Source organism: Neotabrizicola shimadae (assembly GCF_019623905.1).
Classification (GTDB): domain Bacteria; phylum Pseudomonadota; class Alphaproteobacteria; order Rhodobacterales; family Rhodobacteraceae; genus Neotabrizicola; species Neotabrizicola shimadae.
The window spans coordinates 3,240,592-3,255,014 of record NZ_CP069370.1 but is presented as its reverse complement, the minus strand read 5'-3'; the positions used below and the strand labels follow the sequence as shown (position 1 = coordinate 3,255,014).

At 64.2% G+C, this 14,423-nt stretch carries 10 protein-coding genes; 8 read left to right on the top strand and 2 right to left on the bottom strand.

Annotation, left to right across the window (positions count from 1 at the left end):
* Window positions 1-3: 3 nt before the first annotated feature.
* From JO391_RS15825 to JO391_RS15805, 5 genes are all read left to right on the top strand, one after another.
* On the top strand, window positions 4-696 hold the full coding sequence (locus JO391_RS15825) for a DUF429 domain-containing protein (protein ID WP_259444724.1): 693 nt from the start codon (window positions 4-6) through the stop codon (window positions 694-696).
* A gap of 16 nt (window positions 697-712) precedes the next feature.
* Complete coding sequence (leuD, locus tag JO391_RS15820) at window positions 713-1,318, top strand: 3-isopropylmalate dehydratase small subunit (RefSeq protein ID WP_220661406.1); 606 nt, start codon at window positions 713-715, stop codon at window positions 1,316-1,318.
* Between the two features lie 301 nt (window positions 1,319-1,619).
* Entirely contained in the window at window positions 1,620-2,411 is a 792-nt protein-coding gene (locus tag JO391_RS15815; RefSeq protein ID WP_220664592.1) for a hypothetical protein, read from the top strand.
* A gap of 71 nt (window positions 2,412-2,482) precedes the next feature.
* Window positions 2,483-3,466 carry an endonuclease/exonuclease/phosphatase family protein gene (locus tag JO391_RS15810; protein ID WP_220664591.1) on the top strand — a complete coding sequence of 328 codons (984 nt, stop codon included), beginning with the start codon at window positions 2,483-2,485 and terminating at the stop codon, window positions 3,464-3,466.
* 144 nt (window positions 3,467-3,610) lie between these two features.
* Window positions 3,611-4,459, top strand: coding sequence for a YihY/virulence factor BrkB family protein (locus JO391_RS15805; protein WP_220661405.1), 849 nt, complete (start codon window positions 3,611-3,613; stop codon window positions 4,457-4,459).
* Here JO391_RS15805 and xylA read toward each other — a convergent pair.
* Together xylA and xylB are read right to left on the bottom strand one after the other, a co-directional pair.
* Window positions 4,450-5,751, bottom strand: a complete 1,302-nt coding sequence (xylA, locus tag JO391_RS15800; protein WP_220661404.1) for a xylose isomerase — start codon at window positions 5,749-5,751, stop codon at window positions 4,450-4,452. The genes JO391_RS15805 and xylA overlap by 10 nt on opposite strands.
* An 11-nt stretch (window positions 5,752-5,762) precedes the next feature.
* Window positions 5,763-7,196, bottom strand: a complete 1,434-nt coding sequence (gene xylB / locus JO391_RS15795) for a xylulokinase (RefSeq protein WP_220661403.1) — start codon at window positions 7,194-7,196, stop codon at window positions 5,763-5,765.
* Window positions 7,197-7,391: 195 nt separating this feature from the next.
* Between xylB and JO391_RS15790 the strand changes: the two genes are divergently transcribed.
* The 3 genes from JO391_RS15790 (at window position 7,392) to JO391_RS15780 (ending at window position 14,395) form a co-directional block, all read left to right on the top strand.
* On the top strand, window positions 7,392-8,624 hold the full coding sequence (locus JO391_RS15790; protein WP_220661402.1) for an ROK family transcriptional regulator: 1,233 nt from the start codon (window positions 7,392-7,394) through the stop codon (window positions 8,622-8,624).
* A 90-nt stretch (window positions 8,625-8,714) separates the two neighbouring features.
* Window positions 8,715-10,550 (top strand): autotransporter assembly complex protein TamA, encoded by a 1,836-nt coding sequence (locus JO391_RS15785; protein ID WP_220661401.1) that lies wholly within the window; start codon window positions 8,715-8,717, stop codon window positions 10,548-10,550.
* Window positions 10,550-14,395 (top strand): translocation/assembly module TamB domain-containing protein, encoded by a 3,846-nt coding sequence (locus JO391_RS15780; RefSeq protein WP_220661400.1) that lies wholly within the window; start codon window positions 10,550-10,552, stop codon window positions 14,393-14,395. The genes JO391_RS15785 and JO391_RS15780 overlap by 1 nt, the downstream gene beginning before the upstream one ends.
* The last annotated feature ends 28 nt before the right edge of the window (window positions 14,396-14,423 follow it).

Sequence of the window (14,423 nt, the reverse complement as noted above, 5' to 3'; positions counted from 1 at the left end):
GACGTGGAGCGCATCGCCGGGATTGATGGCTGCAAAGGCGGATGGCTGGTGGTGAGCCAGCCTGAGGCCGGGACGTCTTGTCCGGAGGTCGAGTTTGCTACCGATCTTGGCGATGTCCTTCACTGTCGAGCGATCGGATTTGCCGTGATCGACATGCCCATCGGGCTTGTCGATGGCCCGGAACCCCGCAACGTCGAGCCCGCGCTGCGACGGTTCCTGCCCGGAAAGGCTTCGTCCGTGTTCAACACGCCGTGCCGGGCGGCGGTTTCGGGCGGCGACTACGCCGTGGCGTCGGCCCTGAACCGCGCGGCTTTGGGCGTAGGCCTGAGCCGCCAGACCTTTGGCATCCTGGCAAAGATCGCCGAGATTGATGGCCTGGTGGCGCGTTTGGGTCAGGCCCGTCTGCGCGAGGGTCATCCAGAGGCGAGCTTTGCCGTCATGAATGGCGGGCCGGTTCTTGCGCCGAAGCGCCGTGCCGAGGGGGCGAAGCTGCGGCAGGACCTGCTGGAGACGGCGGGCTTCGACGTGGCCCCGCTGATCCATCAGGCGAAGGGGCTGCAGGGCAAGCTGGACGACCTGCTGGATGCGATTGCCTTGCTCTGGACCGCCAGACGGCACCGCTCCGGCCTCACGATCTGTTTTCCTGACGCGCCGATCCGCGACAGGACCAACCTAGAAATGTCAGTCATCGCCTAGAGCGAAAGGACACTCCATGGACAAGTTCACCACCCTGACCGGCATCGCGGCCCCCATGGCCCTGGTCAACATCGACACCGACATGATCATCCCTAAGCAGTTCCTGAAGACCATTCAGCGGTCTGGACTGGGGAAGAACCTGTTCGACGAGATGCGTTATGACCGGCAGGGCAACGAGATTGCGGATTTCGTGCTGAACCAGCCGCAGTACCGCAAGGCGGAGATCCTGGTGGCCGGCGACAATTTCGGCTGCGGGTCTTCGCGCGAGCACGCGCCTTGGGCGCTGCTGGATTTCGGGATCCGCTGCGTGATCTCGACCAGTTTCGCCGACATCTTTTTCAACAACTGCTTCAAGAATGGCATCCTGCCCGTAGTTCTGCCGCAGGACGCGGTGGATCACCTGATGGACGACGCCCGGAAGGGGGCGAACGCGCGCATCACCGTGGATCTGGAGACGCAGACTGTGACAGCATCGGACGGAACCACGTTCTCGTTCGAAGTTGACCCGTTCAAGAAGCACTGCCTGCTGAACGGGCTGGACGATATCGGGCTGACTTTGGAGAAGTCAGCGTCGATCGACGCCTTCGAAAAGAAGAACGCGCTCCTCCACCCTTGGGCCTGATTGGCCGAAAACCACAAGATATGGGGCCGTCCTGCGGGGCGGCCCCTTTTATGTCTCAAACTTGATGCAATCTGGCGACACTCGCTCCGTGAAAACGCCCCAAAGGTTTCGACAATGCTGCCAATGGGTTGCTGCATGAGTCGAAAGAAGGCACAAATTGGGCAGGATTGAGGCAATCCGCCGTAAAGTGCGGAAGACAGACGGAACAAGGCCCCGGCACGGTACCGGGACCAGTCGTCTGAAGGGTGGGCGAGCAGTGGCAACGCGGTGGACGGGCGCGGCAACGCGCGCATTGCTGGTCATGGTGCTGGTGGCGACGCCATCGGCTTTGCTGCCGTTCGTCACCGCTGACACCAAGCAGATGGTTGCCCTTGTTGCGCTCTTTGCGGGGGCGCTGACCTTTGTCGAATACAAGTCCACCTATCCGGGCCTGATCGAGTTCCGCGACGCACCGCCGTTCAACCGCATCCGTTTCCTGATGGCCTTCTTCACCGTATTCCTTCTTTCGGTGATCGCCCGTGGCGAGGCGCAGCCCACAACGCTGACCGAGTTTGCCCGGGCCGTTGGCGGACTTATCGGCATCTCGATGGATTTCCCCTACTCGCCTGTGCGCCTCGCGACGATGATGATGTCGGACGGCGCATCGCCCGAGCAGGTCGCAGCAGTGCGCACGGCCGCAGGCATGGCCTATCTCACCTCGCTGGTCTCTCTGGCGATCTTTGTGATCGTGCTCAAGATCGGGGCCTGGCCTGCGCGTCACGCGGCTTTCAATGTCTGGGTGAACCTGCCAACCTTCGATCCGACGGCGGGTGGCGATGTCGTGGATCGCCTGCATCGCGATGCACGCATTAACATTGCGTTAGGGTTTTTGCTGCCATTCCTGATCCCGGCGGTGGTGAAGATCAGTTCATCGGGGTTCGAGCCTCTGACACTCACCTCGCCGCAGACGCTGATCTGGACAATGGCGGCATGGGCTTTCCTTCCGGCTTCCCTTTTCATGCGAGGCATCGCGATGGGCCGTGTCGCGGACATGATCGACGAGAAGCGTCGTGCCGGCACGACCGAGGAAAAGGCAAAGCTCGCCACGGCCTGATCGCTTTTGTGATCGCATTGTGCCAACCGGTTCTGGCCTCGGCTGAGACACTGCGGCTTGCGGTCTGGAATGTGGAACTGAACCGCCCCGGCCCTGGCCTGTTGTTGCGTGACATTGCCAGCGGCAATGACCCGCAAGTTATGGCCGTCACCGAGGTTCTGGCCTCTCTGGATGCCGATGTCGTGCTTTTGGTCGGGATGGACTGGGACGCTCAGCTGTTGGCGGCGCAGGCTCTGGCGGGTCGCCTTGCCCAAGCGGGGGCCACCTATCCTGAACTTCAATCGCTCCGTCCGAACACGGGGCAACCGACTGGGCTGGACCTAGACCGGAACGGACGGCTGGGGGAGGCGCGGGATGCGCAGGGCTGGGGGCGATTTCCGGGCGAAGGGGGGATGCTGCTGCTGTCGCGGCTGCCGCTGGACCGGGCGGCAGCAAGGGATTTCTCGTCCTTCCTGTGGGCCGACCTTCCGGGGGCCCTGATCCCGCCCGAGACCGGCATCGAGGAGCGGCAAAGTCAGCGACTTGCCACGACGGGACATTGGGAGGTTCCGGTTATCTTGCCATCGGGCGGGCGCCTGACGATCCTCGCCTTTGCGGCCACCCCGCCGGTCTTTGACGGCCCGGAGGACCGCAATGGCCGCCGTAACCATGACGAGGCGGCCTTCTGGTTGCGGTTGATTGAGGGGCGCCTTGCGGACATGGGCCTGCCGCCGCCGAAAGGTCCGCTGGTTCTGATGGGAACGGGCAATCTTGACCCGCTGGACGGCGAGGGGCGTCCCGAGGCATTTCAGGCGCTGGTTGCTGGAGCCTTCCTGGATCCCGAACCCAGAGGCGCAAATCCTCGGGCTGATCCGCAGCAGCGGGGCGACCCGGCGCTGGACACGGCGCTGTTTCCCAAGACCGGCGGGCTTCGCGTGGACTACCTACTTCCCTCGCGGGGTCTCGCTGTGGTCGATGCAGGTGTCCTTTGGACCTTGGATGGCGATGCCTTGGCGCCGGTGCTGGCGCGGGCCTCGCGTCACCGGCCAGTTTGGGTGGAGGTCGAGATACCCTGAGCCGGCATGCGCGATGGGCGAAGGTCTTCTGCCAGCTTGCGAATTGGCGCGACGACAACAGCCGGAGAGTTCTGATGCCCCGACCCTTCGACGGAATTGCATGACCGGTGATGCCACGCCAAGGTGGCGGCGTGGAGGGCCGGAATGGGCGCTGTGTGGAGAGTGACGAAAGGCACCTTGTGGAGGCTGAGCCACGCGAGGCTTGGCCTTATTGCCGCGGGTGTGGCGTTCTACGCCATGTTTGCGCTGTTTCCGGGGCTGACGGCGACGCTTGCCATCTTCTCGATGATGTCCGACCCCGCCGCGGTGGAGGATTACACCAACGTGGCCGAACGGTTCATTCCGCACGAAGCCTTCGTGCTGATCGAGGGTCAGATCGAGGCGCTGGTGACCGGTCCGCGTGCGACCCTGGGCTGGACGACCGTTGTTTCGATCCTGATTGCGCTTTGGTCGGCGCGGGCGGGCGTGGCATCAATGATGCTGGGCCTGGACGTTATTCATGACAGCCATGCAAGAAACGGCGTGGTGGCTTTCCTGACTGGCGTCCTGATCACGCTTTCGCTGATCGGCGTGATGATCCTGTCTCTGGCGGTGGTGGTCGCGGTGCCGCTTGCCCTTGCCTTCCTGCACATGGATGCGTTTTCCGGCTGGGTGCTGCAGGTGCTGCCCTGGATCCTGATGGTGGTCATCGTTCAGGCGGTGCTGGCGATCCTGTACAAGTTCGGGCCGGAATGGGGGAAGGTGTCCGGCCGGATCATGCCCGGCACAATCTTGGCCACCGTGTTGTGGGCGGCCTCGTCCATTGCCTTTTCGGCGTATCTCACCAACTTCGCGACCTACAACAAGGTCTACGGGTCCATCGGGGCCGTCGCCGCGCTTCTGATGTGGCTGTACTTCAGCGTCTATTCGGTACTGGCCGGGGGGGCGCTGAATGCCGAACTTGAACACTCAGCGCCGCCCTCCGAGGATGTGAACGACGAGTTTCAGACGTAGCGGTTGACGAGGTTCTCAAGCCTTTCCTGACGGCCGGACTTCGGCTGAGGTTCCAGTCCTTCTGCAGAAACGCGGGCGGCGGCGTCCTCGAGCGAGCCCTTCAGCATGGCCTGTGCCGCCGGGGTATCCCAGCCGGCATAGCGTGCCTTGCGTGCGGCTTCGAGTTCGCCTTCTTCCAGCATCTTAGCCGCGGCCTTCAGGGCGCGGGCACAGGTGTCCATGCCGCCGACATGGGCCAGGACAAGATCGGCCGGTTCCAGGGACTGGCGGCGAATCTTGGCATCGAAGTTGGTGCCGCCTGTCGTGTAGCCGCCCGCGCGGAGGATTTCGTAGAAGGCCAGCGCCTTTTCCGCATGGTTGTTCGGGAACTGGTCGGTGTCCCAGCCGGACTGATAATCGTTCCGGTTCATGTCGATGGACCCGAAGATGCCAAGCGCCGCGGCAAGCGCAATCTCGTGTTCGAACGAGTGGCCGGCAAGAATGGCGTGGCCCTGTTCGATGTTCGTCTTCACTTCCTTCTCCAGGCCGAATTCCTTGAGGAAGCCGTAGACCGTTGCGACGTCGTAGTCGTACTGGTGCTTCGAGGGTTCCTGCGGCTTCGGTTCGATCAGGATCGTGCCCTTGAAGCCGATCTTGTACTTGTATTCGACCACCTGCTGGAGGAACCGGCCGGCATGATCGCGCTCGGCCTTGAGGTCAGTATTCAGGAGGGTTTCATACCCTTCGCGCCCGCCCCAGAGCACGTAGTTTTGACCGCCAAGCTTGAGCGTGGCGTCCATGTTCGCCTTCACCGAGGCGGCGGCATAGGCATAGACATCAGGATCGGGATTTGTCGCCGCGCCGGCCATCCAGCGGCGGTGGCTGAACATATTGGCCGTGCCCCAGAGGAGCTTGGCTTTATGGCTGGCCTGCTTCTCGGCGATGTAGTCGACGATTGCGTCAAGGTTCTTCTTCGACTCGGCGAAGGTCTTCCCTTCCGGTCGCACGTCGGCGTCGTGGAAGCAGTAGAAGGGTTGCCCGAGAATGTCGAACAGTTCGAAAGCGACGTCGGCTTTCAGGCGCGCCAGTTCCATCGAGTCGCCGAACCAGGGGCGTTCGAAGGTCTGCCCGCCAAAGGGGTCACCGCCCGGCCAGGCGAAGCTGTGCCAATAGGCCACGGCAAAGCGGAGGTGATCCTCCATGCGCTTGCCAAGGATCAACTCGTCGGCGTTGTAGTGGCGGAAGGCGAACTCGTTGGTCGAGTCGGGGCCTTCGTACTTGATGGCTGGGATGCCCTTGAAGAATTCGGTCATGGCTGTGCCTTTCAGAACGGTGCGATGGCGGATTGGGCCGCGCGATAGCGGGCGTGCGCGGCGGTGAAGGCGTCTTTCAAGGCGGGATCGGGGGTGACGGAGCGCGCGATCCTGGGCAGTGTGGCGATCTCGGCTCCGGCGCCGGTGGCCGCCATGAGCGCCAGCCGCGCCGCACCGAAGGCCCCGCCGAAGTCGCCTGCCACGGGGACCTGGACTGGGCAGTCCAATGCGGTGGCGATCGCCTGAAGCCAGTAGTCCGACCGCGACCCGCCGCCCACGGCCAATAGGTGTTCCAGCCGGGTGCCGGTGGCGGCCAGTGCATCGCGGCAATCGCGGATGGCGAAGGTAACGCCTTCCAGCACGGCGCGGGTGGCGGCCTGCCGGTCGGTCGCATGTTCGAGGCCAAGGAAGGCGCCACGGATCGAAGCCGAGTTGAGTGGAGTGCGTTCGCCGCCCAGATAGGGCATGAATAGCGTCCTGCCCGGTGCTTTCAGAGCCCCGAGCTCGCCAGTCAGCTGGCCCGCATCGCGCCCGATCAGGCCCGCATACCAGTTCAGCGCATCGGTTGCGGCGAGGATGACACCCATCTGATGCCAGGTATCGGGCAGAGCATGGCAGAAGGTGTGAACCGCCGTGGCTGGATCGGGCTGGTAGCCATCGTTCGCGGCGAACAGGACGCCGGATGTGCCAAGCGAGACGAAAGCCTCCCCCGCCCGCACCACACCGACGCCCACACCGGAGGCCGCATTGTCACCGCCGCCCCCGGCGATCACCACACGCTTCCCCATCCCCCAACGGCTGGCGAGGCTATCGCGCAGCCGGGCCGAAACGGCAGAGCCTTCGACCAGAGCGGGCATGTTGCTGCGCGTCAGGCCCGTGGCGGCAAGGCAATCGTCCGACCAGTCGCGCGTACCGGTGTCGAGCCAGGCGGTGCCGGCGGCATCGGACATTTCGGCCACATGGTCGCCCGACAGCCAGAGGCGGAGGTAGTCTTTTGGCAGCAGGACTTTGGCGACCTTCTCGCGGATCGCGGGTTCGTGGGCGCCCACCCACATTACCTTCGGCGCTGTGAAACCGGGGAAGACGATGTTGCCGGTCACTCGGCGGAACAACGGATCGCCGTCCAGTTCGGCGGCTTCTTCGTGGCTACGGGTGTCGTTCCAAAGGATGCAGGGGCGCAGCACCTGATCGGAGGCGTCAAGAAGCGTGGCGCCGTGCATCTGTCCGGATAGGCCGATGCCCTTGACGCCGGAAAGCCCGTGTGCAGCGAGCTTGTCCAGCACTGCCTCGGTCGCGACGATCCAGTCTGCGGGCGCCTGTTCCGACCAGCCCTCGTGCGGACGCGACACCGTCAGTGGCGCAGTGGCTTCGGCAAGGATGTGCTGATCCTCATCAATGAGAATGCCTTTCAACCCGGACGTGCCAAGGTCGAGCCCGATGAACATGACGCCTCCCTCCCTCGCCGGTTGGCGACTGCAAGGCAGAGTCGCATCCTGGGCGAGACGCGCAGAAACTAGGCTTCATTAATTTCAGTTGTCAAAGTAAATATGGCAGGTAACCGCCGCGTTCTACGGCGGATCAGGCGGCACTGGGCATTCCGCGCCTGTGTGCCCCGCGTAATTGCTTTGGCGGTTGAATAAATGAAGCCTTGGGCAGATGACGATGAGGCCGGGCGGGTGGGCTGTGGACCACTTGGTCCGCCCCTTTCGGAAGTGCAGCGCCCCCTGCGGCAGCTGGTGTTCGAACGCGTGCGCGCGACGGGCGCGTCTTCCCGGTCCGCCGTGGCAAAGGATCTTGGGTTGAGCCCGGCCACCGTCGGTGCACTGGTGGCCGAACTGGCCGTTGCGGGACTGCTGAAAGAGGTCGAGACCCCACGAGAATCCGGTCGCGGTCGGCCTGCCGTGGCACTGGCGGTACGGGGCAGCGCGCATTGCGTCGTCGGGATGAAGATCGGCGACCGCGAGTCAACCGCGGTTCTGGCCGACTTTGCCGGCAACCAGACCGCAGCGGCGACCCTGCCGCGGCAGGTCGGCCCCATGCGGCTGGACGAACTGGTGGAGGTGATCGCGGATCTGTTCGGTCGCGTGGCGACTGGACGACCCGTGTCATGGCTGGCGATCGGCATGCCAGGGTTCGTGGATTCGACGGCGGGATGCGTGCTCTGGTCTTCGTTCCTTTGGGAACGGGGCGAGCCTCTGGCCGCGGCAGTGCGCGAAAGACTCGGGGTTCCCGTGTCGATCGACAACGATGCGAATTTGGTTGCCCTGGCCGAATTGTGGTTCGGCGCAGGTCGCGCACTGTCAGATTTTGCGGTCATGACGATCGAACACGGCGTTGGCATGGGCTTCGTGATGAACCATAGATTGTATCGCGGGGCGCAGGGTCTTGGCATGGAATTGGGCCATACCAAGGTGGCACTGGATGGTGCGCTGTGCCGCTGCGGGCAGCGGGGATGCCTTGAAGCCTATGTCGCCGACTATGCACTGGCGCGCGAGGCCGTGACCGCGCTGAACTGGGGCCACAAGGATGGTGCAGCGCAGGCCGTGCTGCTGGAAAGCCTGTATGACCAAGCTAAGGCCGGAAATGCCACGGCACGGGCCATCTTCCGCCGGGCCGGGCGCTATCTGGCGGTAGGTCTGTCGAATGTGATCAACCTCTTCGATCCGGCGCTGATCATCTTGTCCGGCGAAAGAATGCGCTATGACTATCTGTACGCTGCAGAGGCACTGGCCGAGATGGATAGCTTGACGATCCAGACGGGGCGCCCGAGGCCGCCGATCGAGGTTCACGCACGGGGGGATCTTCTGTGGGCGAGAGGGGCGGCTGCCCTGGCGCTGAGCGATCTAACGGACAGCCTTCTGTCTGCGCCTTGATCCACCTTCCTCGACTGATCGTTCGCATCGCGGATTGTTCTTGGCGGCTGTCATTGCGATAGTGCGCCTGATTTGCATCGGAGGATTGCGTTGGCTCGGCGTCGGCAGGTCAGGAGGGCGTTCGGGGCTGCGCTGGCGCTGTCGGCGGCGCTTTCCGCCGGGTCGGCCGGGATGGCCGAGGATGTCGTGAGTTTCGACGTGGTTGGCGGCGACAAGGCGATGCTGCGTAGCCTCAAGGCAGCCTCCGGATTGGTTGCGACCGAACAGGAGGCGGGTCGAAAAGGGCCAGACCCGCAGGACCTGTTCGCCGCTGCCCGCGCGGAGTACGCGCGGCTGGTTGGCGCCCTTTACGCTGAAGGACGATATTCCCCGGTGATCCATATCTATGTCGATGGCCGCGAGGCCGCGGACATACCACCGCTGGACGCACCAAAAAGCATCGGCAAGGTCGAGGTGGTAGTGGACCCCGGCCCGCTGTTCGAGTTCTCGCGGGCCGAGATCGCCCCTCTCGCCGATGGCACAGTCATGCCCGGCGCCTTTGCGGTGGGCGAGACGGCGCAAAGCGGCGTGATCACCGAGGCGGTCGGCGCAGCCCAGGCCGGCTGGCAGGATGCCGGCCATCCGAGAGTAAAGGTCGCGAGCCAGGACATTGTGGCGAATCATCGGGCCAACACACTTGCCGTCGATGTGGACTTGATGCCGGGACCGCGACTACGGTTCGGGCCTCTGAAGATCACCGGCGAAAAGCGCATGAGGGAAGAACGCATCAGGGCGATTGCCGGCCTTCCCGTGGGCACGGTCTGGAACCCGACAGAGCTTCGCAAGGCGCAAGCACGCTTGCGCCGGAGTGGCGTGTTCTCCTCCGTGACCTTCACGCAGGACGAAAACATCACGCCGCCCGATCTTCTGGGCCAGACGCTGACTGTTGTGGAAGAAAAGAAGCGGCGCGTGGGCTTTGGCGCCGATGTCGGGACGACCTCTGGTCTGAACGTGACAGGTTTCTGGTTGCACCGGAACCTGTTCGGCGGCGCCGAGCGGCTGGAGATCGAAGGCCTCATCGACAACATCGGCGCGAAGGACAGCGGGGTGGATTACACCTTGTCCTTCAACCTCTCGCGACCGGCGACCTTTACGCCAGATACGACGGCTACTGCGGGTCTTTCGTTCGGCCGGCTTGACGAGGCGACCTACCAAGGCGACTTTCTCTCTGTCAACGGGGGTCTGAGCCACGTCTTCACGGACAATCTGAACGGCTCGATCCAGTTGGGCTACGACTACCTGAAGGGTACGGACGAGACGGGGAAGTTCGTTTACGAGAACCTGAACTTGCCGGTGAACCTTACCTGGGACAATCGCGACAACCCTCTGAATGCGACCCGGGGCTACTTTGCAAACAGCACCGTGATGCCTTTTCTTGGCTTCGGGAGCACGGATTCCGGCGGAAGCTTCTCTCTGGACGCGCGGACCTACAAGGGCTTCGGCGGGACATCGGTTGACCGGGCAGTCGTGCTTGCCGGTCGACTGCAATACGGCGGCATATTCGGATCGTCGCTCTTGGGCACGCCGCGGGACTTCCTGTACTATTCGGGCGGTGGCGGCACGGTACGCGGCCAGCCCTACCAATCGCTTTTCATCACCACGGACACACCTCAAGGGCCGCTGGAAACGGGCGGCATGGGGTTCTTCGGTTTCTCTGCCGAAGTGCGTGTTCGGGTGACCGAGACCATCGGTGTCGTCGGATTTTATGATTTCGGCGAGATCAGTGCTTCGGCCGATATGTCGGAGGCCGAGACGCAGGCAGGCGCGGGCCTTGGTGTGCGTTACAACACCTCGATCGGACCGATCCGCCTGGACGTTGGCCTGCCGGTCGAGGGCGATACGGGAGATGGTCCACAGGTTTACATCGGACTGGGGCAGGCGTTCTGATGCGGGTCTTGCGTTGGGTGGTACTGGCGGGACTTGTGGCACTGGCGCCCGTGGCGGCCAGCGCCCAATCGGACGACCGAAGCTTCCTTGAGGGGTTGCTTGAGGACAATCTGTCCGGCGCCGGTCGCCAGGTGACGGTGCGCGGCTTTTCGGGGGCACTGTCGTCCGTGGCCCGTATTCAAGAGTTGACGGTTGCCGATGACCAGGGCGTCTGGCTGACCCTGCGAGATATCGAGCTTGATTGGTCCCGCGCCGCGCTTTTCGCGGGCCGGCTTTCGGTGAACAGGCTGACGGCCGCCGAGATCGTGGTCGCCAGGGCGCCGGTGTCCGAGGGAAGCGACCTTCCCGAAGCAGAGGCCCAACCATTTTCGTTGCCCGAACTGCCCGTTTCGGTTGAAATCGGCCGACTAGCAACCGACCGGTTGGAACTGGGCGCTTCGCTTGTGGGCGAGCCGGTGACGGCGACGATCGAAGGGTCGTTGTCGCTTGCTGGGGGCGAGGGGCGCGGGTCGCTTAAGGCCATCCGCACCGACGAGGGACCAGTCACCAAACTGGACGCTTCGGCGAGTTTCGCCAATTCCAGCCGCCGGCTTGTGGTCGACCTGACTGCCAGCGAAGAGGCGAACGGCCTGGTCGGCGGCATGATCAATCTCCCGGGACGACCGGATTTCGAGTTGACCGTGAAGGGCGACGGCATCGTTGATGCGATGGCGGTGCGCCTGCAACTGAGCACCTCGGGCGAAGAACGACTGGCCGGCCGGCTCATCGTGCAGCGCGATGCGGCGCAGGTGCTCAACTTCGACGTCGACTTGGGGGGCAATGTCGCGCCGATGTTCGTGCCCGACTATGCCGAGTTCTTCGGCCCTGACATCCGGTTGCAGGCGCTGGCCGCCGCCCAGCCTGACGGGCGCATCGAGGTGAGCCGCTTGAACCTGACCGCACAGGCCCTTTCGCTTGCGGGAACGATGGCGCTCGCGGCAGATGGTCTGCCTGAACGCTTTGCGCTGGAGGGCCGGGTGGCGCTGCCATCGGGTGCGCCGGTGCTCTTGCCGATCCCGGGGAGCGCGCGGACCATGGTGCAGGAAGCCGACGTGAAGCTTGGCTTCGACGCGGCGCGGGGACCGGACTGGACCGGGACTGCCGTGGTCCGTGGGCTGCTCCGCCCCGATTTCGGCGCAAGCGAAATGCGTGTCGATGCCCGTGGCCGGATCGAGCGTGAGGAGGGCGGTGCGGGCAACCGCATCGACGGGCTCGTCAGCTTTGCAGGGCGGGGGCTTCGCGCGGCGGATGAGGCATTGGCCGAAGCCCTCGGTCCCCAGATTTCGGGCGCAGTACAAGCGGTCTGGACCGAAGCCGCAGGGCACCTTGAGATCAAGGCGCTGACCGCCGGCGGCAACCACTATTCAATTGCGGGCACGGGAACGGTGGATGACCTGGACACCGGCTTTCGGCTGGCAGGCGATATCCAGGCACAGGTATCGGACGCGTCAAGGTTCTCTGGGCTAGCGGGCCGGCCGCTTGCCGGGGCGCTGCAGGTGACGGCGAAGGGATCGGGTTCAGTCCTCGACGGCAGCTTCGATGTCGAGGCGGATGTTCAAGGTACCAATCTGCGTCTCGGGCAAAGCCAAGCGGATGCCCTGCTGAAAGGGTCGTCTATCCTCGTCGTTTCCGCCCGTCGGGACGCGACAGGACTTCTGCTGCGCGAGTTCCGCGCCGAGACGCCGGGCATCACGGCCAGTGCTCAGGGGCGGCTGGCCACCGCTGGCAGTGACTTGACCGCAGAGGTCGCGGTGCCCGACATGTCGGTACTCGGGGCAGCGGCGCGTGGGGGCGTTTCGGGCAAGGTACATGTAGCAGGCACCACGGATGCTGGCACGGCCGTGATCAACTTGACCGGCAACGATATGGCCATTGGGCAGGCGCAGGTGGACGGCCTTCTGCGCGGGGCGAGCCGGGTCGACCTCGACCTTGCGCTGGCTGACGGGAAGGTCCGGGTCCGTGCGGCAAGGATCGACAATCCCCAAGTGCAGGCAAGCGCCAGCGGGTCGGTGGCCGTGGATGGAACGGCGGCCGATTTGGACGCGACGCTTGCGCTGCGTGACCTCGGTGTCATGGGTCGCGGGTTCGGCGGATCCGTCGATGCCCGGGCGCAGGTGTCCGGCAACACCCAGGCGGGAACGCTGGTGCTTTCCGCATCCACCCGGAACCTATCGGTGGGCCAGGCACAGGCTGATGCACTGCTGCGGGGCAATGGCACAATGCGCCTCAACCTTGCCATGCGCGACGGGCGCATCAAGGTGCAAGAGGCGGTCCTGAACAACCCGCAACTGCAGGTTTCGGCCAATGGAGCACTGTCGGGCGACACCCAGAACCTGAATGTCGATGCAAGGCTTTCTAACCTTGGTCTCGTGGTTCCCGAATTCCCAGGGCCGGTGAGTGTGACCGGCTCCGTTGCGCAATCGGCCTCTGGAACCACGCTTGACCTCGCCGCGCGCGGACCGGGCGGGATTGACGGCACGGTCTCGGGCAGGATTTCGCCGCGCTACGATAGCGCGGATCTTGCGGTTCGCGGCTCGGCCCAGGCGGCCTTGGCCAATGCATTCCTCGACCCGCGGGCCGTATCGGGCCTGACGCGCTTTGACCTGAGGCTGAATGGACCGATCGCGTTGCGGTCGCTTTCCGGGACGGTGACTCTGACGGGCGGGCGCTACAGCGACCCAAGCCTCGGGCTTGCCATCGAGCAGCTTGAAGCCGATGCGCGATTGGCCAGTGGCAGAGCCACGGTCACGGTTGGCGGGCGGGTCACAGAGGGTGGTCGGCTGCGTGCGAACGGAACGATCGGTCTTGAAGCACCGTATCCAGGCGACTTGAGCGTGGGGCTTGAGCGGGTTGTTCTGGTCGACCCCAATCTTTACAGGACCCGCGCGAACGGCGAGATCGCGGTGAAGGGGCCGCTTGCCGGGGGGGCGACGATCAGTGGCCGGATCGCCCTGATCGAGACTGAAGTGCGTATCCCGGACACATTGGGCGCGACCGATATTCCCGAAGGGCTGCGCCATGTCGATCTGACCCCGCCCATTGCGGCCACACTGGAACGGGCCGGTTTGCTGGGCGGACCCGAAGACGCGACTGCCGCGAGCCGCCGCCGACCCTTTGCCTTGCAGCTTGCCATCTCTGCTCCGAACCAGGTTTTCATCCGCGGCCGGGGGCTTGATGCCGAACTTGGCGGAGAACTCAGGCTGGGTGGGACCAGCGCCGCCATCGTGCCTTCGGGCGGGTTCGACCTGATCCGCGGACGGCTGGACATCCTGGGAAAGCGGCTTGTCCTGACCCGCGCGAGCCTGCGGCTGGAAGGCGATTTCGATCCCTACCTTGATGTGATCGCGTCCAACCAGGGGTCAAGCGTGACCACCTTCGTAGGCATCGAGGGCCCGGCCAGTGACCCCAAGGTGAGCTTCTGGTCTTCGCCGGAGCTGCCGGAAGAGGAAGTGCTGTCGCAGCTGTTGTTCGACCGCGACTTGAATAGTCTGTCACCGCTTCAGGCGGCGCGGCTCGCCGGGGCCGTTGCCACGCTGGCAGGAAAAGGGGGCGTCGGGCTGATCGGAAAGCTGCGCGGCGGTCTAGGGCTGGACGATTTTGACGTCAACACCAATGCCCGGGGTGGCACTCAGGTTACGGCCGGCAAGTATCTGAACGACCGCACCTACACGGAGGTCCAGATGGATGACACCGGTAACAGTGAGATTCACCTGAACTTCGACCTGACCGATACCATTACCCTGCGAGCCAGCAGCACCTCTGACGGTGATTCAGGTGTGGGGGTCTATCTGGAGAAGGACTACTAGGCCCTGTCGCGCCGAGGCTTGGCTGGCA

Bases quoted from the DNA above. Each gene is read 5' to 3' on its own strand.
- leuD (WP_220661406.1), top strand. From the start codon at position 713: ATGGACAAGTTCACCACCCTGACCGGCATCGCGGCCCCCATGGCCCTG.
- JO391_RS15815 (WP_220664592.1), top strand. From the start codon at position 1,620: ATGGTGCTGGTGGCGACGCCATCGGCTTTGCTGCCGTTCGTCACCGCT.
- JO391_RS15805 (WP_220661405.1), top strand. From the start codon at position 3,611: ATGGGCGCTGTGTGGAGAGTGACGAAAGGCACCTTGTGGAGGCTGAGC.
- xylA (WP_220661404.1), bottom strand. From the start codon at position 5,751: ATGACCGAATTCTTCAAGGGCATCCCAGCCATCAAGTACGAAGGCCCC.
- xylB (WP_220661403.1), bottom strand. From the start codon at position 7,196: ATGTTCATCGGGCTCGACCTTGGCACGTCCGGGTTGAAAGGCATTCTC.
- JO391_RS15790 (WP_220661402.1), top strand. From the start codon at position 7,392: ATGAAGCCTTGGGCAGATGACGATGAGGCCGGGCGGGTGGGCTGTGGA.
- JO391_RS15780 (WP_220661400.1), top strand. From the start codon at position 10,550: ATGCGGGTCTTGCGTTGGGTGGTACTGGCGGGACTTGTGGCACTGGCG.